Consider the following 23656-nt stretch of genomic DNA (forward strand, 5'->3'; position numbering starts at 1 on the left):
GGCATGGGGCATGGGGCATTGGGCATTGGGCATGGGGCATTGGGAAAAACCATCCCCTTACCCTCATAACCTTTTCTCCTTCATCTCCCCTATCCTCCTCATTTCCCAATCATCTGTTAGCTTTTAAGCTTGGCAATGGATTTGAATCAGACGACTTAAAATCACCAAACTCACAGATAGAGCTAAATGGGCAAAAGCGACAGTGAGAACCGGGATTTGGTGGAAAAATTTTGCTGAAATTACTGGTTTTTTCCTGATATTTATGTAAATCATGTTGATGCTTGTGGGCAATATTAGCTAACTCAAATCCCAAAGATTCTAATTCACTATTATTAATGCTAATCAGTTCAGATGTTTTACCTATTTCTAAATTGTAAAATGATGCAACAGCGTGCCGTCCAGGGTAAAGATAACGAGCCGCCAGCAAATAAACTAATGCCTGCCGTCGGTCAAAAGCTGATTTACCAGTCTTGAAATCTATAATATGTAAAGTGCTATCAGACTCAATGAAAACGCAGTCCATAGCCGCATATAAGCGAAAGCAATAATCCTCTTGCTCAATCACAATTGGTTTAGGGAAACCTTCATCGCCCGGAGTTAATTGGATGATGTGTTTATCTAAAAGCAACGGAGCATCGTGATATTTCTTCAAAATTTGCAGCACGCGTTGCTGAACTTGATCACTTGAGTTGCCTAATTTCAGTAGCTGGGCAACTTTTTCTACACCATCTGATTGGTTCAACAGATGCCTGTGATGATGAAACTCATAAACGCCTTTTTGGGCGAGTATACCAATCCGCTGAGGTGCAGTGGCTTGCGCTAATAGCGCTTTGACTTGTGGTTCGTGTTGCCGAGCTTTGATAAACCCCCGTCTCATCTGGCAATGCCAGCGTTCTTGCCCTGTCGCTGGGGCAACTAAAGACCAAAGGTGATAACTGGCAAAAGGTCGATCGGGGGTTGACATTGCTAAGGAACAGTGAGAGAAAATACGGTGGGGAGAAGTCAGAGCGAGGGCTTGCGAGAACTCTGAGTATAGGCTTTCTCCGATGGTCTGTATCACTGCCGAGAGTACAAGACTTTGCATCTCTCCCTTGTATTGTTTGGATACAAGGCAACTTTTCTGTAAAAATAGTTGGACAGTAAGACCCGCATTAGGAGCAAAAGTTCAGTGCTCGATGGCTTGTCTTTTACTGTGGTAGGTGCTGCGCTTCTTTGTATGGGTATGACAAACGGAACTTTGGGAATACTTGCTGCTACACAAACCTGGCGATAAGCCTCCTAATAGTAATGATGATGAATGGGAGAAAGTGGCAAAAATGAGCGCCAGTAGCAATTTCAGCAAGATAAAATTTGGCACTGATGGATGGCGAGGGATTATTGCCGATGACTTTACATTTCCCAATGTGCGGAAAGTAGTAAGGGCGATCGCCAGTTACTTAGAAACAGCCTATAAAAAAGATAGACCAGTACTTATTGCCTACGATACTCGGTTTTTAGCTGACCAGTTTGCTCAAACAGCGGCCCAAGTCTTGGCTGATTTGGGTTGGGCTGTCAAAATTACTGATCGGGATTGCCCTACACCAGTAATTGCCTACAACGCCCGTCACTTAAATTCTGCTGGGGCGTTGATGTTTACTGCTAGCCATAATCCAGCACCATACTGTGGAATTAAATATATCCCCGATTATGCTGGCCCTGCCACTCCAGAAATCACTGATACTATTGTGGCAAATATAAAAGGTGCATCGGATGACTTACCTGGCAGCAGTCCATCAGGTTCAATTTCCATTTTCAATCCGAAACCAGACTATCTGAAATTTATCTACACCTTAGTGGATATAGAACGAATCAAAAGTGCCCAGTTAAAAGTTAAGTATGATGCGCTATACTCTACCTCTCGCGGCTATCTAGATGAAGTTTTGCAACATAGTGGCGCTGACTTAGAAAGTTTCCATACTTGGAGGGATGTACTATTTGGCGGCGGGATGCCAGAACCCAAAGGTGAGCAATTAGTTGGGTTAGTGGAAGCAGTACGCCGCGATCAAGCAGATTTAGGTTTAGCAACGGATGGAGATAGCGATCGCTTTGGCATTATCGATGAACAAGGAACTTTCCTCACTCCTAACACTGTGCTGCTAGTTTTAGCACGTCATTTAATAAAAAACAAAGGTAAAAGCGGCGCAATAGTCCGCACTGTTGCTACAACCCACCTGCTGGATAATCTCGCAGCAAAATATGGGTTGCCAATTTATGAGACACCAGTAGGCTTTAAATACATTGGTGAAAAGATGCGGGAAACTACCGTACTAATTGGTGGAGAAGAATCAGGCGGTTTAAGCATTATTGGACATATTCCTGAAAAAGACGGTATTTTAGCCGATCTGCTAGTAGCAGAAGCGATCGCCTACGAAGGCAAACCCCTAAGTCAACTTGTTAAAGAAGCGATCGCCGAAGCCGATGGGCCGCTTTACAATAACCGCCTTGACTTGCACCTCACCGAGTCTCACAAGATCGCTGTCATCGACTCCTTCACTCAAAACCCACCCGCAGAAGTTGCAGGAATTAAAGTCAAAGAAGTGGGGCGTAAAGACGGTATTAAGCTTTATTTAGAAGAAGGTAGCTGGATTTTACTGCGTCCTTCTGGTACAGAACCGCTGGTACGTGTCTATTTAGAAACCAACTCTCCTGAAAAACTTACCCAAATTGCTCAAGAGATGGAGAGCATGATTGCTAAGCTAGAAGTAGTAGCAGTTTAGAAGAACCTCACGCCTAACCCATCTTTGTCAACAAAGAGGGCAGTCATAACTTGGGACTAATTATGAAAACTCTGGCTCCTTTTTTGATATCCCTAGTTGTAGCTATCTGGGTAGTAGCGATCGCAATTATTTCAGTCCAAAATGCCACACCCGTATCTTTAAGATTCTTAACATTTCAATCGATTCAAATACCAGCGGGTTTAGTGTTGGCTTTTAGTGCTGGTTTCGGGTTAATCACCATGGCATTGCTACAACCATTTTGGGGTTTAACTGGTTCTAGACAGGGTAATTCTCGACTGGAAGACGACGCTGAATTTTTTGTTGATGATGAAGATTTTTGAAGCATGAGCCAAATTATACGAAGAAAGAATCTGCATTGGCAGGCTTTTTTTGATGCTTTGAGAAACCAATCGCACTGATCACAGGCTAAAATCTCAATGCAACGGATGGGCGATCGCTATGTTTGATTTCAAGTAGTACTACGTTATAAAGTAGTCACTAATTACAAGCTTTATAGGCAACTAACTATTGATTTTTATGGCTGTGCCGTACCAAAACATTATTACTATTGAACCAGGAAAACGAGGTGGTCAGCCTTGTATTCGAGGAATGCGAATTACCGTATATGATGTTTTATCATATCTTGCCTCTGGTATGACATATAAGGAAGTGCTTGATGACTTTCCTTATTTGACGCAAGAAGACATTTTAGCTTGCCTAAGCTATGCGGCTGATAGAGAAAGGCAAATGCTGACAATTCCAGCATGAAGTTACTTTTTGACCATAATCTATCACCTCGGTTAGTAGATCGACTGGCTGATATTTACCCAAACTCTCAGCATCTTTTTCTTATAGCTTTGGATAAAGCAGATGATCACAGTGTGTGGGAGTATGCGCGACAAAGTGGATTTATTGTTGTAACAAGAGATGCTGATTTTAATGAGTTGAGTATTTTGCGAGGATTTCCACCTAAAGTGATCTGGATTCGTCGTGGCAATTGTTCAACCAATCAAATTGAAGACATTTTGCGATCGCATTTAGAGGATATCCAAGCCTTTGAAAAAAAACCAAATTTGGGAGTTTTGACACTGTATTAGACTCGCAAAGTGTAAACACTGAGTGTAATTCTTGGTATGGGAAGCGGGGGGCGATCGCCATTATCTTAGAGTACCTCTACCTTGGAAGCCTCGCACTACATGAAAAAAGCCTGCATTGCCAGGCTTTTTTTGATGCTTTGAGAGAGCAATCGCACTGTTATAAAATTAAAATGTCCACTCGTGCTCTGGATCATCTAAGGCAGCACGAACAGAAGCTAAGTTAGCAAGGTCTTTGAAAGGGCTTGATTTAGCAATTTCTGTGATTGAATTTAAGGTGAAGGCTAATTGGTCATTATTACCAGATGTGATCGCACTATCAACGACAGTAAATAAAGCACGAAAGTTTTCGGCACGTTCATCAAACCAACTAACGCCTACAGAACGATAAGTAAGTGGATCATAAATGTTACAGAAAACTACTTTTTTATCCCCAGGACTAACGGCAATAGTGAGTGGATGATGCAGTTGTTCAGAAGTCAGGGCATCCAAAGATAACAACAAGCCTTTACAGAAGTAGGTATCACTTCCTGAGCGAATAATATAAGGTTTATCCGCTAAAACATACAAATCTGTTCTTATAACTTTACCGAATGTATTTTCAACAGTTTTATTTATTTCTATTCCTGTAATTACTCCAGTCAAAGCTCTCTCATAAATTGGGATACGTCTTTCATCTTCAGCAAGCATATACCAACAGTGATCGGGTTCTCTGCTAACAAAGACATATTGAGGTTTTGGAGTTTGTCCGAATCCTAATTTAACTTCCATATTTTTGATAAAGATTTTTGTAAACAAATTTATTTGGCAACAAGCTTTCACAGATTGAACCGTCAAGCTATGAGTAACTTTATAGATATAATTCCCTGACGAGCAAGACCATTAACATTAACCTTGCGCCTTTCGATGAAATTTAATTGGGTAATACCGATTCAATTAATGATTGCAACAAATTCTTTGATAGAGACGTTGCAATGCAACGTCTCTACAGCAATGCAACGTCTCTAGAGTGATCTATCTGCTGCATTGTTTTTTCAAAATGGTATGACGCTTGTTATAAAAATACATAAAAAAGGGCAGGTACAAAACCCGCCCTTAAAGGAATGGTAATTTAAACTAGCGATCGCTATCTAATTAGCAATTTCCGGCGCACTCAAAGAAATCTTTGGTATTTCTTTTTGCTGTGCTAATGTTGGCACGGAATCACGCAACCTTGCCGTCAATTGTACAGTTGTGGCGTCGTACATCTGAGTGAGCAATTTCGGATAGAAACCAATACCAATAATTGGCACTAACAAACAGGCAATGATAAATACTTCACGGGGTTCAGCATCTATCAACGCTTGGTGAGAGACTAATTCCTCATTCTCTTGACCGTAGAAAATTTCCCGCAACATTGACAGTAGATAAATCGGAGTCAAAATCACTCCAACTGCCATCAAAAAGACCACGATAACCTTGAAAGTAGAACTATAAGCATCGCTGGTAGCAAAGCCCACAAACACCATCAACTCTGCCACAAAACCGCTCATCCCTGGTAATGCCAGAGAAGCCATCGAACAGGTAGTGAACATGGCGAAAATCTTCTTCATCCTCTTGCCAACACCGCCCATTTCATCCAACATCAGGGTGTGTGTGCGGTCATAAGTCGCGCCTACAAGGAAGAACAAACTTGCCCCAATCAACCCGTGAGAAACCATTTGCAATACTGCCCCACTCAATCCCAAATCGGTGAAGGAGGCAATACCAATGGTGACAAAACCCATGTGGGAAATTGAGGAGTAGGCAATTTTCCGTTTGAGGTTGCGCTGGGCAAAGGATGTCAGGGCAGCGTAGATGATATTAACTACCCCCAAAATCACCAACACGGGTGCAAAATAAGCATGAGCATCGGGGAGCATTTGGGCATTCATCCGAATTAAGGCGTAACCGCCCATTTTTAAGAGAATGCCTGCCAGCAACATGTGTACAGGGGCTGTAGCTTCACCGTGGGCATCAGGTAGCCAGGTGTGCAAGGGAATAATCGGCAATTTGACGGCGTAGGCAATCAGAAAGCCAGCGTATAGCACAAGTTGGAAATTGAGAGCGAAGTCTTTTAGGGCGAGCGATCGCATATCGAACGTCACCGTATCGCCGTAAAATCCCATTGTCAGGGCAGATAACAAAATAAACAGCGATCCGCCAGCTGTGTATAAAATGAATTTCGTCGCTGCGTATTGCCGCTTTTTGCCTCCCCAAATTGACAGCAGAAAGTATATCGGTACCAGTTCCAGTTCCCACACCAGGAAAAATAACAGCATATCCTGGACGGCGAACACGGCAATTTGACCGCCATACATCGCCAAAATCAAGAAGTAAAATAGCTTCGGCTTGAAAGTAACAGGCCAAGCTGCTAAAATCGCCAGCGTGGTAATGAATCCAGTCAAAATAATTAGGGGCATAGACAAACCATCTGCCCCTACTGACCAATTCAAATCCATTTGTGGTACCCAAGGGTAACTCTCCACCAACTGCAAATCTGGATTGGAGAAATCGTACCTGGTATAAAAAGCGTAAACAATCAGTACAAAGTCTATCAGCCCTATGATCAGGGAATACCAGCGCACTGTTTTGCCGTCCTTATCGGGGACGAAGGGAATCAATAGTGACGCCGCTATTGGAAACAGAATAATCGTCGTCAGCCACGGGAAATTAGCTGTATTCATCGCAATTCGTCTGCTATCAAAATCATGTTTAGCAAAAAGTCACTAGTTATTAACTAACAGCTTTTTCGGTATTTGGTCTTCCTCGTTAGGTTGATTTAATTAAATTGGCAATTTCCGATTTTTTCTCTTGGGGGTCTATTTTGACACTTGGGGGTGCGGAATGTGGGTTGTGATACTCCCAGTCAAGTCAAAAATTTACCCCAAAAAAGCCGCTAAACTATAATTCTAGCGATGCGATGTCTACGACAAGCCGCTCCGCGTCTACGCGTAGCCCAACCCATCGCTAAAAATACACGATGCTATTTGGTGGTTGTTGAAAAAAGCGATTTGGTGCAAAAAAGCATGACAGGAGAAATAACCATAATGATAATCGCACAAATTGAAAGTCAGATTCGTTATGTCACCAACGTAAATGGAGAAACAACAGATGTACTCGTCCCTATAGAACTTTGGCAACTGCTTATAAGTTCCATAAATTCTGATAATGTCAGTGGTTTAGCTTGGATTGATGAACAAGAGCCAAAAGCACAAATATTAGCCGACTTACAAGAGTCCGTGGGACAAGCAGCAGTAGGACAAACTTTCCCCGTTTCAGAGCTTTGGGACTACAGTAAGCAATTTGATTGAGTTTTTTTAGTAAAATAGATACGTAAAGTTGAGAAGGAAAATTTGATTATGTCATCTCCAGCGATCGCTACTGTAATTAAGATGATGGAATCTTTATCTGAAGATGTGCAAGAAAGAGTTGCAGAACATCTCCGAGAGTACCTAGAAGATTTGCAAGATGAATTGAAATGGAATAAATCATTTAAGAAAACTCAACAACAACTGATTGCATCTGCCCAATCTGCTAAAAGAGAGATTGCAGAAGGACTTGCAAAACCAATGAACTATGAAAATTTATGAAGTCTGCAACTCTTCCTTCTTTTTGGGATAAATATCAGTCTCTTGAAAAGCAAGTTAGACAGAGTGCGAGAAAAGCTTATCAGTTATGGAGAGAAAATCCTTTTCATCCGTCTTTGCATTTCAAATGTATAAATAACGAGGAGAATATTTGGTCTGTCAGAATAACTCGCAATTATCGAGCAATTGGGGTTTTGGAGGGTGATACAGTTACATGGTTCTGGATAGGTAGCCATGACGATTATGAAAGCTTTTTTTCATAACACGATCGCTATTTGATTTACCACTTATAATAAAATTGCATATTTTGAATAATCCATCGCTAAAGCAGAAACACAAATAAGAACACTAAACTGCATATCTAATAATCTCCAATTCTGCTCCATTATTAACAGCTAAATCTGCTTTTTCTAAAACCTGTTCCGTAAGTGCATCACTTAAATAATATTCACCGCAGTTATCACAAATTTCTGCTGGAATTTTTTTTAATATAATAATACATTCATCTTTTTCTAATATCACAGTTACTAAACCTGGTTTGGTTTCTCCATGCTGACAAATTACGCATTTCATCATCTTTCCTAAATGTTGGGCTTCTATTGCCCGCAATACCATATCATTTATCTACTGTGTAGTCTGTCTCTCATAGCAATAACTTCATGCCTTTCTCCGATTTCACTAATCCTTACCAAAATCCGGCTAACATACCACAGAACTATCGCCAGCATATAAATCTACTGAAGTTATTTAAAGCTGATGGTTCTTATGTGCGTCCAGCAGAAGACCCTGTGACGATGTGGGCGCTTGAGATTTTAGTAGAAGAGTACGGTGTTCCACTAGAGGCAATGGAACTAGAACTAAATTCAGATTTTGCTGAGGGAACTCATCAAGGCGGGCGACGCTATCTAGGACGGGTAGATGTTGTAGTTTACGATGACCGTTATGCCGATTCTGTAGGTAATTTGGATGTAGCTTTCATTATGGTGGAGGCTATGGAACCAAGTAAAAAAGTTGGCGGGACTGAGGGCGAAGGTTGGGTTGATCATTTATTCTAACAGATGGACAACATGGTTATCTGACTCATTTACCAGATGGTATTCCATTAATTCGTACAACTAATGTGTTTAAAAATGAAATTAGGCTTGACGATGTTAGATATATTTCTCCTGAAGCTCATGCCGAAATTAAGGAGACTTACTAATGTCTCGTAGTGGTTCTGTGGGCATAGTCGCAGTTGTGCCATCTGAGGCAAATGGGTTTGCCTTCGGTTCATTTCAAATTAAATTTCGACTTCGTAAAAGTTTAGCAAATCCATTCTTTATTGCATATTTTTTGAATTCAGCAATTGGTAAAGCCCAAGTTGAACAACAGAAAACAGGTTCTATTCAAATGAATATTACTATAGAGGGTATTAAAGCACTTAAAGTCCCCCTACCAGCGATTGAAATTCAAAATAAAATAGTTCAAGAAGCAGATGAGCAACGTACTAAAGCTAATTTTTTACGTCATCAAGCCGAAGATATACTTTTATCAGCAAAAACCCGTGTTGAGCGCATGATATTGGGACAGGAAGATATGACATGAAGGAGGGCAGTAAATACCAGCCACTCCTTGAATTTTTGCGTGGCAGTGAGCAAAATGAAATAACTTTATCATTTACTGAAATTGAGACTTTAATAAATGATGTTTTGCCTGAATCAGCAAGAAAGAAACAGGCATGGTGGAGTAATCGCAAACAAGGTTCATCACAAGCTTATGCTTGGATGGAGGCGGGATATCGCGTTGAAAAAGTGGATTTTGATCAGCAACAAGTGACATTTCGTAAACCTCCTGATAAATATCAAGTTGAGCTTCAGGGTGATACTATACTGTGGAATGCTGAATTAATCAAAGCCCTGCGGCAACACATGGATTTAACACAGGCAGAGTTTGCACAAAGGCTAGGTGTGCGACAAGCAACAGTGAGCCAATGGGAAAAAAGTGTATATGAGCCGACTTTAGCCACATCTAAGTATTTGACTTTAATTGCAAAACAGGCTGGATTCAAAATTTAAACTAAACCTATTTACATAAAAATACTTTACCGCATATATTGTTTATTAGCCAAACATTTTATTCGGTAGAGCATGAATATTCAAAACACCGAACTAAAAGCCCTCTTCCTCTCCCCTGACGGCAACGTATACCCGGACAGTCTAATTTGCACCGGCATCATCCCCGCAGAACTCGACGGCAAACCCTGCCCCCATTCCCAAGCAGGGCGCTTTCCTGGGATTAAACCCCTCAATCCTGAAGACTCAAACTACACCATCGACAAAGGAAAACCAGGCGACCTTTGCCCAATCTGCGCCAAACAACAACTTGCACACCTTGGACACTGGCAAGGTCACAGAAATCAAATATTCCCTGAAGAACTGCTATTACTGCGGTTGTTCAAGTGCCGGATGTGGCTATGGCTAGTTGTCCCAGGACTGCACGACCATGATGCAACCCAGCTTTTACCACAAAATCTATGAGATGAGAGTGTTTAGAAGCGATGAAAACACACTCACACTTACAGCACAGCAACAAAATTACAAATCTTGTCAAAAGCCAGCAAATAAGTTTCCGAGGCTTCCTGCTGGCTCTTGGCTCCCTAACAAAAGGAGACATTCACCATGATAAAACCAGTTATTGCTCAAAATCATCCTTGGGTAATAGTAAAAACTGTAATTATTACCCAATCTCACACCGTCGCCCGTTTTGCTAACCGCCAAGATGCAGACGACCATTTAAGATTTTTGCATCGAACTATTCCCAACGGAGGTTTTGAGATTATGTTTGAACCGCCAAATGATGTAAAAGATATTGAGGAATAGCTCTTACAGTGGTTTAATTTGAGAGGCGATGTCTACGACAAGCCGCTTCCGCGTCTACGCCTAACCCAACCGGAGCATTGCTAAAAATGTATGATGCTGCTCAGTTATTCTTAAAAAGAAGCATCATACATCCACCAAAGGACACCGCAAATGCAAATTACCATCGAAATACCCGATGACATTGCCCATCAACTTGCTAATACCCCTGACCAACTTTCTCGCCGCGCCTTAGAATCTTTAGTGGTTGAAGCTTATCGCCATCAACAAATTTCTACTGCTCAAGTTCAACGTCTGTTAAATCTTTCTTCTCGACTAGCTACCGATGCTTTTCTTAAAACCTATGAAGCTTACCTACCCTACACCGTAGCTGACTTAGAGCAAGACTTACAAGCTATTGACCAAGCAATTACTCAGCAATGATAGTTGTTTGCGATACTTCACCTTTGTGCTATCTCATCTTGATTGATTGTGTTGAAATTCTGCCTCAACTTTTCGGTCGCATCACCATCCCCAATGCCGTCTGCACAGAACTTCTTGCCGAAGGTTCTTACATCCAAGTTCAAAACTGGATTGCCCAACCTCCAAGCTGGTTAGAGATTCAAACTACCACGCCTCTATTACCCAACTTATCTAGCAAACTTGGTATAGGTGAGCAAGAAACCATTTCTCTGGCTGTCCAACTCAACGCCGCCCTAATTATCTTAGATGATATGGATGCTCGACAAGCAGCGATCGCACAAGGTCTTAATGTCACAGGCTTACTCGGTGTTCTTTATCGTGCAGGAACCCAAGATATAATTGATTTTCCTAACGCCATTTCTAAATTGCAATTAACCACCTTTCGTGCATCTTCTGCCCTCATCCAAAGTTTTTTAGATCGTTATTACCAAGAACAAGGTTAATTTTGCCACTGTTGCTCTGCCAATGGATGAAATACAATTCTTGTCATTGTTAAGATGCACAAACTCGTCGAAACACTTCTTCAGCCGGAATACCAGTAATTTGATTAGTGTTCATATCTTCATCACGCTTCTGGGCTTCTTCAGCCCAACTAGCCGCAATTTCTTGATCTATTCCACTTTCTTGACCCAATCTTTCCAGTAATCTTGCTAATAAAATCACTTGAGAATCTTTTGGAAGTGCAAGAACTTCGGCTTCAAGCTGTTCAAGGGTCATAGTCAGTACCTAAACTCTCTAGTACAGTACCTCTTATTCTAAGCATTAGCCTGCTTCATCTTTAAGCATCTTAATAATATGTTTTGCAAGTTGCTCTTTGATTTCTCTATGTCTGGGAACAGCTTGAGAAATTTTTGTTACTGGATTCTGATACCAATCATGTTTGCCACCATGACGAACGAAGATACAGCCCATTTCTTCAAGCTTACTGATTAAATCTCTTCGTTTCATGAAACTTCAAGTTCTGCAACTCTACGAATATTTTGGATATTTCCACTTGTTAATTCACTGTAAATATCGAGTAGATTTTCTCTTAGCTCCTCTTCGGTTTCACCCTGAGTCCAATAGTCAGGATATTCTTCGAGATAACCTAACCACATATCATCATCTTGCCAGTAAATGTATTTCTTCTTAATCATTTGCCTATTCACTACCTTTTTCTGAACTACGAGGTTTTTGAGTACTCTAGAAAACTGTATATTAAATTAATGAACTATTAGGCAAAAAAAGGAGTCTAATTTAGACTCTGAAAAAACTTAGGGGCGGACATTTGCCCACCCCGATTAAAATCAGGTGACACCAAAGACAATCACTAAGCCCAAAACTGCCCCAAATACAATCAAGGCATAAAATTGAGCGCGACCGTTTTCTAGGTATTTCAGACCTTCACCACTAACAAGGGTGAAAAAGCCTGTGAGGTTAACAGCGCCATCGACAACGCGGAAATCAACTTCCATAACTTGTCTGGCTAGGCGACGCAAGCCGATGACAAAAACTCGATGGTAAATGTCATCAAAGTACCACTTGTTGAGGGATAACTCGTAAAGTGGTTTAATTTTAGCAGCGATCGCTGCTGGGTCGATTTTACCTCGCAAATACATGAGGGAAGCTAAGGTAATCGCAATTAAGGAAATTCCGACTGAAGCCCCCGCCATGATATAGAATTCCGTCGGGTTAAACTCAGCGGCTTTTTCTATAACTTCCGAGAGGGTTTCGCTAGGAGGAAAAATAAACTCCTCGAAGTAATTGGCATAGGGAGTCCCTACCAAACCAATCAAAATTGAAGGCACAGCCAACAATGCCAACGGTAGAGTCATTGTCCACGGTGATTCATGAGGAGCGCTGTGATGCCCGTGGGAGTCATCAGAGTCATGGTGAGCACCAGTCGCTGCTAATTCTCCTTTTTTCATTGCCCCAGGGCCAAAAATCGGGGCTGGTTCTGCTGACTCTAATTCCAGGACAATTGTCGTCGCTGCTTGCTTGAGCTTTTCCTGGATTTTCTCGTCATTCCCCCGGAATTTGCCTTCAAATGTCGAGAAATACATTCTAAACATATAGAAAGCAGTAATGCCGGCAGTTAGCCAGCCGATCAACCAGAGAAATGGGTTAGCCTCAAAGGCCTTCCCAAGAATTTCATCTTTTGACCAGAACCCAGCAAAAGGTGGGATACCAGAAATTGCCAAGCAACCAATCAAAAAAGTAATCGCCGTGATGGGCATATACTTCCGCAATCCACCCATCAACCGCATATCCTGTGCCAAGGCGGGGTCGTGTCCGACGACTCCTTCCATTCCGTGAATTACAGAACCAGAACCCAAGAACAGCATCGCCTTGAAATAGGCGTGTGTCATTAGGTGGAACAGTCCAGCACTGTAGGAGCCTACTCCCATTGCCATCACCATGTAACCGAGTTGGGAAATGGTGGAGTAAGCCAAGCCTTTTTTAATGTCGTTTTGGGTAATCGCAATAGTTGCGCCCAAAAATGCTGTAAACGCCCCAGTAAAGGCAATCACGTTCATTGCTGCTGGAACGTGTTCAAATACTGGGTACATCCGGGCAATTAGGAAAACACCCGCTGCCACCATCGTTGCTGCGTGGATCAAGGCAGAAATGGGGGTGGGCCCTTCCATTGCGTCTGGTAGCCAGACATGCAGAGGAAATTGGGCAGATTTGGCCACCGGGCCTAAGAAAACTAAAATCGCAAACAGGACAGCAAGAAAGTTGCTGATAGAACCTGATTGCACCAGTTGTGCGAGGCGATCGCCCATCACATCAAATTCAAAGCTTCCTGTCGCCCAGAACAGCCCCAGAATGCCGAGTAACAAACCAAAGTCACCTACGCGGTTGGTCACAAATGCTTTTTGGCAGGCTTCTGCTGCTGACTTGCGATCGTACCAAAAGCCTACCAGCAAGTAGGAACACATCCCGACTAGTTCCCAGAAAATATAAATCTGTACTAGGTTGGGGCTGACCACCAGTCCCAACATTGAGGAGCCAAATAAGCTGAGATAGGCGTAAAACCGCACGTAACCTGGATCATGAGCCATGTAGCCATCGGTGTAAACCATGACTAAGAAGGCTACCGTTGTCACAATCACCAGCATTAGGGCTGTCAGGTGGTCAATAGTGTAGCCCATGCTCAGGTGAAAATTCCCTGCCGCCGCCCATTCCAAAGTACGGAGATAAGGCGCATGTCCTTGAATTTGACTCCATAGCAAGGCAAACGACAGCCCCATGGCCGCTCCCATCAGGGAAATGATCACTACAGCGTTAAGCTGCCGCAAGCGGTTTGTCACCTGATTCAACGAGATTAACCCTAGACCGACCAGCATTGCCCCAAAAAGAGGAAATACTGGAATCAGCCAGGCATACTGATAGATTACTTCCATCACTGACGCCTACTTTTAAAATTCTTGACTAAGGTAGGACAGTGCTGTACACGGTGTCCGCCGCAGGCAACTGTCCGAGTCGAAACTGTTAACAATTGTGACACACACCCTTTAGGATAAAATACCCCACTCAATAGTCTTTGGGTGGGGTGTTAAGCATGGTTTTAGATTTGCTTGACCTACTACATCGTCCACAGTCGATAGTCAAGAGTTTAAATACTCACTTTTGACTATTGACTATTGACGATTGACTGTTAATTGTCTTTATGCTGAGCGACACTCCAAATCTGCGGTTTTTGTGCTGTTGTAGCTTTTAGGGCAGTTGCTGTAGCTGACTCTAATTTCTTCCAAGGCTCGACGTAAATCTTCTCTGCCGCGAAAACTTTCCAAGCGATGCCGGACAATACCATTTTCAATCAATAGTAAAGTTGGCAATGACTTTAATTTGTAAGTATTAGACAATTTGAAATTTTGATCGGCGTTAACCCCAACTAGTTTAATTTCCTCACCGTACTGGGCTTTAAACTGCAATAACAGTGGCTGGATAATACGACACAATCCACACCAAGGTGCTTCAAAGTTAACTAAAACAGGAATTGGAGATTCTAAAACTTCTTGAGTAAATGTCCGCTCACTAACCGACAACACCATGACGCCTCTTGGATTATAGGGTTTTTATATCAAACTAGCTATCAGCACCGCAAGCCAGTAACTGCCGATAGATGCTCTCAGGACACAGATATCAGGACACAGATAATTAGGCAAAATAATGAGTGCGTTGATGTGTCTCTGACAAAAAAGCCAGCGCGACTTTCACGGTGGCTTTTTTGGATTTTTAACTCCTGATTGCCGTGGCTACCTGGAAATTAAGACTGTTCTGCAATTTACTCCCAGGAAAGGCAACTGACCAACAACTACCAATATAAAATCTTAAACCGACTGAATGCACCCCCACTCATAAATGTTTGAATTCATCCTACATTGATTCGGTAGCAGTTGATAAGCTCAAACTTCTATCTGTTTTGTATTTCATGCTGATGTTGGGGATCATCTAAGATTACCATCCTATTTTACTAGTTGCTTCTAGCAACAGAGGGTGCGACCACCAAAGTAAAGCTATAAAAATAGCAACTCCGAAATAGGCAGGACGGAGAAATTCCAGCCATTTGATAGATTGACGACCGTCAATAATTGCTTGAAAGGGAATAATTGAAGTCCGTTGTTTGACAATTTCAAAGGCTTCTCCATAGCGGCAACTCAAGCGGCGATCCCCATGCCAAACTCCAAACAAGTGGTGTAACACTAACCCAATTGATGTCACTAAAGTAAAGGTACTACCTAGCCAAAGAGTATGAGCGAAACACCAAATTATTTGTCCTACCATCTGGGGATGACGGGTAATACGAATAATCCCTGTCTCATAGAGGTGGACTTGGGGCTTTTGAATGGCAGCAATTTCTAGTAGATTGAAGGTAGCAGGATATAAAAACAAAAATGAAATCGCTGACAGCACCCAAACAGCTTCCCGTACCCCCGGTACTCCCTGCACCTGCCAAAGTAGCAAACCATCATAGCGGTGGTTAAAAAAGTAAATAATTAATATCACAGCCAGCGGTAGGCTGATTAATGCAAAGAGAACGCGATAAAGCCTTGGTGCAATGTATTTTTCTGCCCAAGGGCGCAAAGCAGCGCCCCCACTGTGAGCGATCGCAAAAGCTAATTGTAACCCCAGTATGACAAAATGACTGGGGGTTAACCAAGGATTCAGCATCATATACACAGGTAAAGTAATTTCAAGAAAACTTAATTCAGTACATCGATACCACAAAGTGTTCAAAAGAGGACTTTAGTCAAGATGTTGTGTTACTGTCTCTTTCGAGTCAAGCCTTCAAGTCTAAGATGCAACAAATCATGCCCGGCTGATTGCTATGAAACCTGATTTGTTGCCACCGCTCCTTTCAAAGTTTGTGGGTTGAGCCTTATGTCTGACCTTCCTTTCACTTTAGATCAGTTACGTATTCTAAAAGCGATCGCCGTAGAAGGGAGCTTCAAGCGCGCCGCTGATAGTCTTTACGTCTCCCAACCTGCCGTGAGCTTGCAAGTCCAAAATCTAGAACGGCAGCTGGATGTCCCCTTATTTGACCGTGGAGGACGTCGCGCACAATTAACCGAAGCAGGGCATTTACTTTTAAGCTACGGGGAAAAAATCCTTAGTCTGTGCCAAGAAACCTGCCGCGCGATCGAGGATTTACAAAATCTCCAAGGCGGTACTTTGATTGTCGGTGCTTCTCAAACCACCGGCACTTATCTTTTGCCCAGAATGATCGGGATGTTCCGGCAAAGATATCCAGATGTGGCAGTGCAATTGCACGTCCACTCTACCCGGCGAACTGCTTGGAGCGTAGCTAACGGACAGGTTGATTTAGCGATCATCGGCGGAGAAATTCCAGGTGAACTGACAGAATCTTTAGAAGTTCTTCCTTATGCTGAAGACGAACTGGCGCTAATTTTACCTGTCTTTCATCCCTTTGCCAAACTTGAAACAATCCAAAAAGAAGACCTATACAAATTACAATTCATTGCTCTAGATTCTCAATCGACTATTCGCAAGGTAATTGACCAAGTGCTAGGACGTTGTGAGATTGATACAAGACGTTTTAAAGTAGAAATGGAACTAAATTCCATTGAAGCAATTAAAAATGCTGTGCAATCTGGTTTAGGAGCTGCTTTTGTCTCAACCTCGGCGATCGCTAAAGAGTTACAAATGGGCGTTCTACACTGTGCCCCCATTGAGGGCGTTGTCGTCAAACGAACGCTGTGGCTAATATTTAATCCCAATCGCTATAGATCTAAGGCCGCTGAAGCGTTTAGTCAGGAAATTTTACCCCAATTCGCTAGTCCTGGATGGAATCAAGATATGTTAAAATTAACGCAAAAAAATCTAGTGGTAACTACGTTGGATGCAGCGACACCCAATGCTGGAGGAGTATAAAATTGAGTCCAGCGTCAAGAACAGCGAGTCACATACTCAGAGTTATCACAGCACCAGCTTCCAACATATCTGAGAGTAGGGTTTCTCTATAGACTTAAAGCCGCTCGTCGATGGTCAGCGCTGCGCGTAACCTGCGGTGTTTCCTCAAGTTAAACAACTGCAAAGACGCCAAAGGCAATCAGGGAATTCCCCCGTTAAGTGAACTAGCATTCAGTAGTCAATAGTCAGTAGTTAATTGGTAAAGAACTTTTGACTTTTGGCAACTGACAACTGACAACTGACCAAAAACAAAAAATGGAAGTTCACTGCACTCGTCCACGCTGTCCACGACCACAAAACTATTTTGTGGATTTAGATGATATTACGACACTGAAAACCGCACAGCAAAAATACTGCACTACCTGTGGTATGCCACTGATACTAGATGGTCGCTACGTACCAATTAAGCTGCTGGGAAGAGGAGGATTTGGAGCAGCTTTTTTGGCACGCGATCGCCGAATTCCAGGAATGCGTCAATGTGTGGTTAAGCAGTTCCAACCAGCGGGAAATTTAACCTCAACTCAACTGCAACAAGCGCAACAGATGTTTGAGAGAGAGGCAGAAGTTCTAGCACAGATTGGTAACGAACACAAGCAAATTCCTGACTTGTTTGCGTTCTTTCCAGTGATAGTTAATAGCCTGCAACCAGGACAGCAAGAGCAGTTTTTTTACTTGGTGCAAGAATACATTGATGGGCAAAACCTAGAAGAAGAATTAGTTCAAAAGGGCAAATTTTCTGAACAGCAAGTATTAGAGTTACTGCAAGAAATCCTCAAAGTACTAAAGTTTGTTCATAACAGAGGCATAATCCACAGAGACATCAAACCTTCTAACATCATGCGCCGTTGTGATGGTAAACTTTTTCTGCTAGATTTTGGTGCAGTTAAGCAAGTAACAAACGTCCCATCTGGTTCTGCTGCTTCTTCCACAGGAATTTATTCCATGGGATTTGCACCGCCTGAACAAATGGCTGGAGGTCAAGTATTCCCATCTACAGATTTATACGCTTTGGCTGTAACCATTCTTACCTTGCTAACAGGTCAGGAAGCAATTCAACTGTTTGATGCCTATAGCAACCAGTGGAAATGGCGAATGAAAGCGACTGTAAACCCTCGCCTTGCTGATATCTTAGACAAGATGCTTTTACCTGCTGCTAATCAACGCTTTCAGTCAGCCCAGGAAGTTTTAGATGCACTGGACTTACAGCCTCTAGCCCCTACACAACTCAATCAGCACCTTGTAACACTACCGCCACGACTACCAAAAACTTCTAATCCTGTCCCTCCCCGGCAACCAAATCAACCAGCGTTTACTATAGTGGAATTATTGGGTGGGGCGGCATTTAGTGGGTTTGAGGGGGCATTAATAGCGATCGCTCTCTTCAGTCTAGTCAAATCATCAATAGTTACTTTAAGTATTGCATCTGTGATTTTGGGAATATTGATATTTGCCCAAACTAAGCGGTGGATTGAAAAGTTCGATTTATTAATTATTCCGACAATAACTTTTGCTATTATTTTTTTTATCCCCTTTTTACAAGGGGGTCTTGACATTCAAACAGTAGTAATTTTATCAGTTGTAGCAGGCTTAGTTGCCATTTCAGTGACAGCTATATTTCGACTTATTTATAAATTACTATCTCTCATACTTTAAAAAACTCTTGGTGCTAACAGCCACCTATATCTCAGAAAAACAAAACAATTAACTTTTTTTAGCCGCTGTCATCACCATTACAAAAAGAATTTAGTTTGAAAGCAATTCCAGTGGGGATTGATGGCATTGCGATCGCTGTCAACTACAATCTCAACATCCCTGGTATAACTGTCGCTCAACTCAAAGACATTTACATAGGTAAAATTAACATAATTCGCTAATAAAATACCCGTTCTCCAAATACAATCTCAAGTATAGTAATCCGATTTGATTCGTGAACTGACTTGTAGAGACACCGAATGGGGGATAGGGGATAGGGAATGGGAAATGAGTTAGAGGTGTACGCAGTTCTTTCAAAAATCAAATAGGAATCCTATAGTAAGCATTTATTAAGTACTTGTATTGAATGGACGTGGGGGTGATTTGCTATGTCTCAAAAAAATGAAATACCTATTCTTGTCTTATCCATCCTAATCACGGTCGGGCTTATAGCAGGTGGATTTTGGTGGTTTAACAGAAAATCTGGTCTTGACCTAAATAAAATTAATTTAGATAGCACCAACATGCCTCAAGCCTTATCAGAAAAACCTAACGCCACGACTTTTGCCTCAGTAAAGGATGTTCCTACGGGATTATTCAATTATGGAGGTAGTACATCTTGGGCACCGATACGATTGGTGGTTGATCCAGCAATTCAAGCAGCGCGACCAGAGCTTCGGTTGCGTTATGTAGAACCTAACAGTGCATCTCCTGGTTCTAGTACTGGGATACAGTCGCTGATAGATGGACAACTAGCTTTTGCCCAGTCCTCCCGACCAGTTCTAGATCAGGAGTTAAGCCGTGCCCAGCAGCGTGGCTTTAATTTGAAACAAATTCCTCTGGCAATTGATGGTTTGGCAGTAGCAGTTAACCCCAGTCTTAACATCTCAGGACTGAGGATAGACCAGTTAAAGTCAATTTACACAGGAAAAATTAATAATTGGAATCAATTGGGCGGTGCTAATCTCCCAATTAAGCCTTATTCCCGCCGCATTGCTGATGGCGGTACGGTTGAAGTTTTTGTCCAAGACATATTGGGTGATCAAGCTTTTGGCTCTAATGTGGAGTTTGTTTCTACAACCACCCAAGCCTTGCAAAAATTGGCTGTTAGTCCTGGTGGCATTTACTACGCTTCTGCACCAGAGGTAGTTCCTCAGTGTTCAATCAAGCCCTTGCCGTTGGGGCGGACGCAAGGGGAATACATTGCTCCCTACCAAGAACCATTTGTCCTCCCTTCTGAATGTCCTGGTAAAAGGAACAAATTGAACATTGAGGCTTTCCAGTCAGGAAAATACCCGATTACCCGCAATCTGTTTGTGGTGGTCAAACAGAATGGTCAAGCTGAGGAACAAGCAGGTGTTGCCTATGCCAACTTACTGCTGACTGAGCAGGGACAGGAACTGATTACCCAAACTGGGTTCGTCAAGATTCGCTGACACCTGCTATTGATGCTCTAGCTGGCTCTATTAATCGATTCTGCTGGCAAGCAAATAAGATTATCCCCTTGGGTGAGGATTAAGCCGCGTTGACGCAGTTTACCCATCAAGCGGGTGACGGTGACACGAGTCGAACCAATCGCGCTACCAATTTGGGCATGAGTGAGGGGGAAAGGCAGACAATAGCCGCGAATCACATCGGGATCAGTATCGCTCATTGCCGGCTCTCCATATTCTTCAATCAACAATGTGAGAAATCCTAAGAGTCTGTCAATTGTGCGTCGTTGTCCCAAGGCACTCAGCCACAGCAGCTTGCGCTGGTGCTGATATCTAAAGGCATCCATAACTTCGCGGCGGAAGTGAGGCCAATTATCTAAATCGTGCCAGTACATCCACAGCACCGCAGTTTGATCAACATGGGCGTAAGCCTGGAGTGTGAATGGTGATTGGGCAACAATTTCAAATGGCTGTCCCGCTCCCACAAAACCCAAGAAAGCTTCTTCTGGAGTTCTATTGATTCGTCGAGACGTTAGCTGACTGGCAGTAGCACTAACCTGGGCGGTTCCTACCATACGGATCGCACCCCTTTGCACCAAATATAGCAATCCAGGTCGGGCTGGAATGCGCTCATCTTTGCTAAAGGTGCGGCAGCGATAGTGTTCTTGAGCCCAATCAAGAATTCGTTGCCAAGTTAAGAAAGGCCGTGAAGCCTCTGAAAAGGAGGATGGAGATTGCATAGGTAACAAAGAGCGTTCGGCTGAAGACAAAGACGTCATAAAAAGGTGCAAGGAGTGTCTTTGTGTTGGCGAGATAGGCTTAACGCCTAACAGCGCCAGCCATACAAAGAGCAAAAAGCAAATTAATTGCCTTCCACTCTTTTGTTATACTTCCTACTGTACAATGATGGTAGTAAAGTTTACTTACTATTCATCGATTATTCATCAAATTTTATCGTACTCTCATTTTTCTTCATCGAGATTAAACTTATATCTCAAGATAGATGTCTGAAAATCAACAAATAAGAAATAAAGACTTATTTACACAAAAATACGTGCATTATAGACTACTAATTAGCAAATATATAGCAATCAAATGGTTAATATATGGTTATTTAGCAAATGCGCTAAGTATTTATACTAAAACTAATAAAAACATATACACAGAAGATAAAAAAACTCATCTGTATAAAGATAGAAATGATATGAGAGTAATGTATATCTCAGGTATGGCTCTGCGGTTATCAAAATCTCAGAATAAAAAACCTATGGAGCTTGCCAATGCGATCGCCTCTCATTTATCAGCGATCTGTGGCGACGTTTTCAGCATCCAAATAGTTCCCCCCGGTTTGATACATTTAGAATTAACTCACTCTTGCTTAGCGCTTTGGTTACAAAGTCTCGCTGTCGGGCATTCAGAGGTAGATGGAGAGAGTGAAGGATGGGGAAAGTGGGGGATGAGGAGAGTCGGGGATCAGGAAAAATGCTTAATTTTAAAAGAGGACTCTAAGTTTCCCAATTCTTTGTTTGCTGTTCAATATGCTCACGCACGCTGTTGCTCTCTGATATTATTAGCTCACCAAGAGGGATTAATTAAACTTAGGGAACCAGTTCCAAATACTAGTCCAGCTTTTTGGAGTCTGATCTCCTCCAACCCCCTTCCCTGGCTCAACTGTGACGGAAAACTACACCTAAATCACCCAGATGAGCGTCGTCTAATTGCCGAGTTAGTGCAAGTGGTAGACAACATGAAATGCCCTGAGGTGAGCAGTTGTTTGAACTTGAAAAAAGCAGCGCTAAATCTGAGCCGAGCATTTGAAAACTTCTGGTGTAATTGCCGCATTTGGGGCGAGGTGAAAATCACCTCATTAGAGCTAGCTCAAGCTAGACTCGGATTGATCATGGCTACTCAGTCTGTATTGAAGTTTTTACTAGAAGACAAATTAGAGGTTTTTGCACCCTTGGAGCTATGAATAATTAGTATTTTTTGGATAAAAAACAAAAATTTTTATAACAGCTATTGACTCAGTAAATCACCTCAGCTATATTGGCAGGTGTGTGAGGAGCGAACCAGTAGGGGCACCGAGACGAAACACGGCCAGTCGTCGGTGTCCTTTCTGATTTTAAGTGGGGCACATTTAAAAGAGTGCTCTAACTACAGTAAAAACTTTTCAATTGCTACTGCTGCTCCGTCTTCTTCTACACCAGGAGCTACCCACTGGGCGATCGCTTGAACTTTGGCTGGTGCATTGCCCATCGCTACACCAAGGCCAGCGTACTCTAGCATTTCCACATCATTGAAGTTATCACCAATAGTCATAACGTTAGCTCTTTGTAATCCCAACAGTTCTTCAGTTAGATAACGCACAGCATATCCCTTGTTAACAGAGGCGTTAGTTGCTTCAAAGAAGGTAGCAACAGATGTTGTGAGATAGAGTTCAGCCGGTGTGTATTGACGGCGTAAATTCCCCAATAGCTCATTGATCAAATTTGTGTCATCGCACAAAGCTAGAACTTTTGTGGGTTCATTAGTTAAGACTTTACGTAAATCACCCACCGGAATGGGATTAATGCCAGAACGTTCTGCATAAATTTGGGTTTCTCTTGTTAACTCCCGCACATAGAGCTGGTCATTGATGTAGAAGTGAACAGATAGAAGCGATCGCAACTGAGGTTGTTCAAAATAGTCAATTAGCTGGTGGGCAATTTCTCTGGAAACAGCCAAATGACGATGAATTTTTTCAGTGGCTGGGTCTTGAATCCAGGCTCCCTGATAGGCTAATAATGGTAGGACAGAGCTGATTTCTCGGTGGAATCGCAAGGCTGATCGATACATGCGACCTGTGGCGATCGCCACTTGAATTCCTCGTGCTTGTACCGCAAAAATCGCTTGCTTGACAGCCTCGCTTAAGTTGTTAGACTTTCCGGCGATGGTGCCATCAATATCTACAACTAGTAGTTTTATATCTCTTGCAGCCATGATCTGATTACCAGTGGATGCCAAATGGCTAGCAGATGTTTTCTCCATAAATTCCCTAGGTTTAACTCCCAGTATGAGGTTAACAGGCTCTAGTAGCTAGCGGGGAGTAGTAGGAAAAAAATGGATCAACTAGAACATGCAACTGAATTTCTACGCTAATGCTGAAAAAATCGACTACATACATAACGATGATCTGGGCAGGGTTAGCACAATATTGTATTAATTTTGTTAACGATACTAAGTCTAACCAAGAAGAATTACACAAGTGTAAATTGGCATTTAATTTTTGGAAATTATTAACTCTGTAATCTTACTAATAAGTTTCAGTAATTATACTTTTTTAATAAAAAATAGGAAATA

Annotated in this window: 29 protein-coding genes and 1 pseudogene; 18 read left to right on the forward strand and 12 right to left on the reverse strand. The window is 42.3% G+C overall.

Annotation, left to right across the window (positions count from 1 at the left end; translation table 11 throughout):
* Positions 1–109: 109 nt before the first annotated feature.
* Entirely contained in the window at positions 110–964 is an 855-nt protein-coding gene (locus tag IQ246_RS05630) for a PD-(D/E)XK nuclease family protein (RefSeq protein ID WP_194000930.1), read from the reverse strand.
* A gap of 352 nt (positions 965–1316) precedes the next feature.
* Here IQ246_RS05630 and IQ246_RS05635 point away from each other — a divergent pair, with 352 nt between their 5' ends.
* The 4 genes from IQ246_RS05635 (at position 1317) to IQ246_RS05650 (ending at position 3853) form a co-directional block, all read left to right on the forward strand.
* Positions 1317–2756, forward strand: a complete 1440-nt coding sequence (locus tag IQ246_RS05635; RefSeq protein ID WP_194001039.1) for a phosphoglucomutase/phosphomannomutase family protein — start codon at positions 1317–1319, stop codon at positions 2754–2756.
* Positions 2757–2818: 62 nt separating this feature from the next.
* Positions 2819–3097, forward strand: coding sequence for a LapA family protein (locus tag IQ246_RS05640; protein WP_194000932.1), 279 nt, complete (start codon positions 2819–2821; stop codon positions 3095–3097).
* A 202-nt stretch (positions 3098–3299) separates the two neighbouring features.
* Entirely contained in the window at positions 3300–3524 is a 225-nt protein-coding gene (locus IQ246_RS05645) for a DUF433 domain-containing protein (RefSeq protein ID WP_194001041.1), read from the forward strand.
* Positions 3521–3853: a DUF5615 family PIN-like protein gene (locus tag IQ246_RS05650; RefSeq protein ID WP_194000934.1), complete on the forward strand. Its 333-nt coding sequence runs from the start codon at positions 3521–3523 to the stop codon at positions 3851–3853. The genes IQ246_RS05645 and IQ246_RS05650 overlap by 4 nt, the downstream gene beginning before the upstream one ends.
* Before the next feature lie 165 nt (positions 3854–4018).
* Here the strand turns inward: IQ246_RS05650 and IQ246_RS30170 are convergent, their stop codons facing one another.
* Both IQ246_RS30170 and ndhD1 read right to left on the reverse strand, forming a co-directional pair.
* Complete coding sequence (locus tag IQ246_RS30170) at positions 4019–4621, reverse strand: hypothetical protein (RefSeq protein WP_244141933.1); 603 nt, start codon at positions 4619–4621, stop codon at positions 4019–4021.
* A 359-nt stretch (positions 4622–4980) separates the two neighbouring features.
* Positions 4981–6555, reverse strand: coding sequence for a photosynthetic/respiratory NAD(P)H-quinone oxidoreductase subunit D1 (gene ndhD1, locus IQ246_RS05660; RefSeq protein WP_194000936.1), 1575 nt, complete (start codon positions 6553–6555; stop codon positions 4981–4983).
* A 363-nt stretch (positions 6556–6918) separates the two neighbouring features.
* Between ndhD1 and IQ246_RS05665 the strand changes: the two genes are divergently transcribed.
* Together IQ246_RS05665 and IQ246_RS05670 are read left to right on the forward strand one after the other, a co-directional pair.
* Positions 6919–7182, forward strand: coding sequence for a hypothetical protein (locus IQ246_RS05665; RefSeq protein ID WP_194000938.1), 264 nt, complete (start codon positions 6919–6921; stop codon positions 7180–7182).
* 48 nt (positions 7183–7230) lie between these two features.
* Positions 7231–7461 (forward strand): hypothetical protein, encoded by a 231-nt coding sequence (locus IQ246_RS05670; protein WP_194000940.1) that lies wholly within the window; start codon positions 7231–7233, stop codon positions 7459–7461.
* A gap of 345 nt (positions 7462–7806) precedes the next feature.
* Here the strand turns inward: IQ246_RS05670 and IQ246_RS05675 are convergent, their stop codons facing one another.
* Positions 7807–8073 carry a type II toxin-antitoxin system MqsA family antitoxin gene (locus IQ246_RS05675; protein WP_244141935.1) on the reverse strand — a complete coding sequence of 89 codons (267 nt, stop codon included), beginning with the start codon at positions 8071–8073 and terminating at the stop codon, positions 7807–7809.
* Positions 8074–8117: 44 nt separating this feature from the next.
* Between IQ246_RS05675 and IQ246_RS05680 the strand changes: the two genes are divergently transcribed.
* The 7 genes from IQ246_RS05680 (at position 8118) to IQ246_RS05710 (ending at position 11218) form a co-directional block, all read left to right on the forward strand.
* Positions 8118–8513: a hypothetical protein gene (locus IQ246_RS05680; RefSeq protein WP_194000942.1), complete on the forward strand. Its 396-nt coding sequence runs from the start codon at positions 8118–8120 to the stop codon at positions 8511–8513.
* Positions 8514–8658: 145 nt separating this feature from the next.
* Complete coding sequence (locus tag IQ246_RS05685; protein ID WP_194000944.1) at positions 8659–9042, forward strand: restriction endonuclease subunit S; 384 nt, start codon at positions 8659–8661, stop codon at positions 9040–9042.
* Positions 9039–9512: a DNA-binding transcriptional regulator gene (locus IQ246_RS05690; RefSeq protein WP_194000946.1), complete on the forward strand. Its 474-nt coding sequence runs from the start codon at positions 9039–9041 to the stop codon at positions 9510–9512. Before IQ246_RS05685 ends, IQ246_RS05690 begins: the two co-directional genes overlap by 4 nt.
* 72 nt (positions 9513–9584) lie before the next feature.
* Positions 9585–9974, forward strand: coding sequence for a hypothetical protein (locus IQ246_RS05695; RefSeq protein ID WP_194000947.1), 390 nt, complete (start codon positions 9585–9587; stop codon positions 9972–9974).
* 141 nt (positions 9975–10115) lie between these two features.
* Positions 10116–10316, forward strand: a complete 201-nt coding sequence (locus IQ246_RS05700) for a hypothetical protein (RefSeq protein WP_194000949.1) — start codon at positions 10116–10118, stop codon at positions 10314–10316.
* Between the two features lie 150 nt (positions 10317–10466).
* Positions 10467–10736, forward strand: coding sequence for a UPF0175 family protein (locus tag IQ246_RS05705; protein WP_194000951.1), 270 nt, complete (start codon positions 10467–10469; stop codon positions 10734–10736).
* Positions 10733–11218 (forward strand): DUF3368 domain-containing protein, encoded by a 486-nt coding sequence (locus IQ246_RS05710; RefSeq protein ID WP_118162837.1) that lies wholly within the window; start codon positions 10733–10735, stop codon positions 11216–11218. The genes IQ246_RS05705 and IQ246_RS05710 overlap by 4 nt, the downstream gene beginning before the upstream one ends.
* Before the next feature lie 49 nt (positions 11219–11267).
* Here the strand turns inward: IQ246_RS05710 and IQ246_RS05715 are convergent, their stop codons facing one another.
* From IQ246_RS05715 to IQ246_RS05740, 6 genes are all read right to left on the reverse strand, one after another.
* Positions 11268–11492: an addiction module protein gene (locus IQ246_RS05715; RefSeq protein ID WP_152588362.1), complete on the reverse strand. Its 225-nt coding sequence runs from the start codon at positions 11490–11492 to the stop codon at positions 11268–11270.
* Positions 11493–11537: 45 nt separating this feature from the next.
* The gene (locus IQ246_RS05720) at positions 11538–11723 is read right to left on the reverse strand and encodes a type II toxin-antitoxin system HicA family toxin (protein WP_194000953.1); all 186 of its coding nucleotides are present in this window, start codon (positions 11721–11723) and stop codon (positions 11538–11540) included.
* Positions 11720–11911: a type II toxin-antitoxin system HicB family antitoxin gene (locus tag IQ246_RS05725; protein ID WP_194000955.1), complete on the reverse strand. Its 192-nt coding sequence runs from the start codon at positions 11909–11911 to the stop codon at positions 11720–11722. The genes IQ246_RS05720 and IQ246_RS05725 overlap by 4 nt, the downstream gene beginning before the upstream one ends.
* Before the next feature lie 150 nt (positions 11912–12061).
* Positions 12062–14161, reverse strand: a complete 2100-nt coding sequence (locus IQ246_RS05730) for an NAD(P)H-quinone oxidoreductase subunit 5 (protein WP_194000957.1) — start codon at positions 14159–14161, stop codon at positions 12062–12064.
* A 264-nt stretch (positions 14162–14425) separates the two neighbouring features.
* On the reverse strand, positions 14426–14812 hold the full coding sequence (locus IQ246_RS05735; protein ID WP_194000959.1) for a co-chaperone YbbN: 387 nt from the start codon (positions 14810–14812) through the stop codon (positions 14426–14428).
* 406 nt (positions 14813–15218) lie between these two features.
* The gene (locus IQ246_RS05740) at positions 15219–15935 is read right to left on the reverse strand and encodes an NnrU family protein (protein WP_194000961.1); all 717 of its coding nucleotides are present in this window, start codon (positions 15933–15935) and stop codon (positions 15219–15221) included.
* A 207-nt stretch (positions 15936–16142) separates the two neighbouring features.
* Between IQ246_RS05740 and IQ246_RS05745 the strand changes: the two genes are divergently transcribed.
* The 4 genes and pseudogenes from IQ246_RS05745 (at position 16143) to IQ246_RS05760 (ending at position 20320) form a co-directional block, all read left to right on the forward strand.
* The gene (locus IQ246_RS05745) at positions 16143–17153 is read left to right on the forward strand and encodes a LysR family transcriptional regulator (RefSeq protein WP_194000963.1); all 1011 of its coding nucleotides are present in this window, start codon (positions 16143–16145) and stop codon (positions 17151–17153) included.
* Between the two features lie 294 nt (positions 17154–17447).
* A complete protein-coding gene (locus IQ246_RS05750) occupies positions 17448–18845 on the forward strand; it encodes a protein kinase (protein WP_194000965.1) in 1398 nt (465 codons plus the stop codon).
* Between the two features lie 80 nt (positions 18846–18925).
* Positions 18926–19051: pseudogene (locus IQ246_RS05755) on the forward strand (phosphate ABC transporter substrate-binding protein); the annotation flags it as partial.
* 222 nt (positions 19052–19273) lie between these two features.
* On the forward strand, positions 19274–20320 hold the full coding sequence (locus IQ246_RS05760) for a PstS family phosphate ABC transporter substrate-binding protein (protein ID WP_194000967.1): 1047 nt from the start codon (positions 19274–19276) through the stop codon (positions 20318–20320).
* Between the two features lie 17 nt (positions 20321–20337).
* On the opposite strand, the gene IQ246_RS31195 is transcribed toward IQ246_RS05760, so the two are convergent.
* A complete protein-coding gene (locus IQ246_RS31195) occupies positions 20338–20712 on the reverse strand; it encodes a Crp/Fnr family transcriptional regulator (RefSeq protein WP_370588454.1) in 375 nt (124 codons plus the stop codon).
* Positions 20713–21584: 872 nt separating this feature from the next.
* Here IQ246_RS31195 and IQ246_RS05770 point away from each other — a divergent pair.
* Positions 21585–22289 carry a DALR anticodon-binding domain-containing protein gene (locus IQ246_RS05770; RefSeq protein ID WP_339379166.1) on the forward strand — a complete coding sequence of 235 codons (705 nt, stop codon included), beginning with the start codon at positions 21585–21587 and terminating at the stop codon, positions 22287–22289.
* 182 nt (positions 22290–22471) lie between these two features.
* Here the strand turns inward: IQ246_RS05770 and IQ246_RS05775 are convergent, their stop codons facing one another.
* Positions 22472–23344 (reverse strand): Cof-type HAD-IIB family hydrolase, encoded by an 873-nt coding sequence (locus IQ246_RS05775; protein ID WP_194000971.1) that lies wholly within the window; start codon positions 23342–23344, stop codon positions 22472–22474.
* Positions 23345–23656 lie beyond the last annotated feature (312 nt).

Origin of the sequence: aff. Roholtiella sp. LEGE 12411 (assembly GCF_015206995.1) — a bacterium.
GTDB lineage: Bacteria > Cyanobacteriota > Cyanobacteriia > Cyanobacteriales > Nostocaceae > Komarekiella.

Excerpts from the sequence above, each read along its gene's own strand:
- IQ246_RS05630 (WP_194000930.1), bottom strand. The coding sequence starts at position 964 with ATGTCAACCCCCGATCGACCTTTTGCCAGTTATCACCTTTGGTCTTTA.
- IQ246_RS05635 (WP_194001039.1), top strand. The coding sequence starts at position 1,317 with ATGAGCGCCAGTAGCAATTTCAGCAAGATAAAATTTGGCACTGATGGA.
- IQ246_RS05640 (WP_194000932.1), top strand. The coding sequence starts at position 2,819 with ATGAAAACTCTGGCTCCTTTTTTGATATCCCTAGTTGTAGCTATCTGG.
- IQ246_RS05650 (WP_194000934.1), top strand. The coding sequence starts at position 3,521 with ATGAAGTTACTTTTTGACCATAATCTATCACCTCGGTTAGTAGATCGA.
- IQ246_RS30170 (WP_244141933.1), bottom strand. The coding sequence starts at position 4,621 with ATGGAAGTTAAATTAGGATTCGGACAAACTCCAAAACCTCAATATGTC.
- ndhD1 (WP_194000936.1), bottom strand. The coding sequence starts at position 6,555 with ATGAATACAGCTAATTTCCCGTGGCTGACGACGATTATTCTGTTTCCA.
- IQ246_RS05665 (WP_194000938.1), top strand. The coding sequence starts at position 6,919 with ATGATAATCGCACAAATTGAAAGTCAGATTCGTTATGTCACCAACGTA.
- IQ246_RS05670 (WP_194000940.1), top strand. The coding sequence starts at position 7,231 with ATGTCATCTCCAGCGATCGCTACTGTAATTAAGATGATGGAATCTTTA.
- IQ246_RS05675 (WP_244141935.1), bottom strand. The coding sequence starts at position 8,073 with ATGGTATTGCGGGCAATAGAAGCCCAACATTTAGGAAAGATGATGAAA.
- IQ246_RS05680 (WP_194000942.1), top strand. The coding sequence starts at position 8,118 with ATGCCTTTCTCCGATTTCACTAATCCTTACCAAAATCCGGCTAACATA.
- IQ246_RS05685 (WP_194000944.1), top strand. The coding sequence starts at position 8,659 with ATGTCTCGTAGTGGTTCTGTGGGCATAGTCGCAGTTGTGCCATCTGAG.
- IQ246_RS05690 (WP_194000946.1), top strand. The coding sequence starts at position 9,039 with ATGAAGGAGGGCAGTAAATACCAGCCACTCCTTGAATTTTTGCGTGGC.
- IQ246_RS05695 (WP_194000947.1), top strand. The coding sequence starts at position 9,585 with ATGAATATTCAAAACACCGAACTAAAAGCCCTCTTCCTCTCCCCTGAC.
- IQ246_RS05700 (WP_194000949.1), top strand. The coding sequence starts at position 10,116 with ATGATAAAACCAGTTATTGCTCAAAATCATCCTTGGGTAATAGTAAAA.
- IQ246_RS05705 (WP_194000951.1), top strand. The coding sequence starts at position 10,467 with ATGCAAATTACCATCGAAATACCCGATGACATTGCCCATCAACTTGCT.
- IQ246_RS05710 (WP_118162837.1), top strand. The coding sequence starts at position 10,733 with ATGATAGTTGTTTGCGATACTTCACCTTTGTGCTATCTCATCTTGATT.
- IQ246_RS05715 (WP_152588362.1), bottom strand. The coding sequence starts at position 11,492 with ATGACCCTTGAACAGCTTGAAGCCGAAGTTCTTGCACTTCCAAAAGAT.
- IQ246_RS05720 (WP_194000953.1), bottom strand. The coding sequence starts at position 11,723 with ATGAAACGAAGAGATTTAATCAGTAAGCTTGAAGAAATGGGCTGTATC.
- IQ246_RS05725 (WP_194000955.1), bottom strand. The coding sequence starts at position 11,911 with ATGATTAAGAAGAAATACATTTACTGGCAAGATGATGATATGTGGTTA.
- IQ246_RS05730 (WP_194000957.1), bottom strand. The coding sequence starts at position 14,161 with ATGGAAGTAATCTATCAGTATGCCTGGCTGATTCCAGTATTTCCTCTT.
- IQ246_RS05735 (WP_194000959.1), bottom strand. The coding sequence starts at position 14,812 with ATGGTGTTGTCGGTTAGTGAGCGGACATTTACTCAAGAAGTTTTAGAA.
- IQ246_RS05740 (WP_194000961.1), bottom strand. The coding sequence starts at position 15,935 with ATGATGCTGAATCCTTGGTTAACCCCCAGTCATTTTGTCATACTGGGG.
- IQ246_RS05745 (WP_194000963.1), top strand. The coding sequence starts at position 16,143 with ATGTCTGACCTTCCTTTCACTTTAGATCAGTTACGTATTCTAAAAGCG.
- IQ246_RS05750 (WP_194000965.1), top strand. The coding sequence starts at position 17,448 with ATGGAAGTTCACTGCACTCGTCCACGCTGTCCACGACCACAAAACTAT.
- IQ246_RS05760 (WP_194000967.1), top strand. The coding sequence starts at position 19,274 with ATGTCTCAAAAAAATGAAATACCTATTCTTGTCTTATCCATCCTAATC.
- IQ246_RS31195 (WP_370588454.1), bottom strand. The coding sequence starts at position 20,712 with ATGTACTGGCACGATTTAGATAATTGGCCTCACTTCCGCCGCGAAGTT.
- IQ246_RS05770 (WP_339379166.1), top strand. The coding sequence starts at position 21,585 with ATGGAGCTTGCCAATGCGATCGCCTCTCATTTATCAGCGATCTGTGGC.
- IQ246_RS05775 (WP_194000971.1), bottom strand. The coding sequence starts at position 23,344 with ATGGAGAAAACATCTGCTAGCCATTTGGCATCCACTGGTAATCAGATC.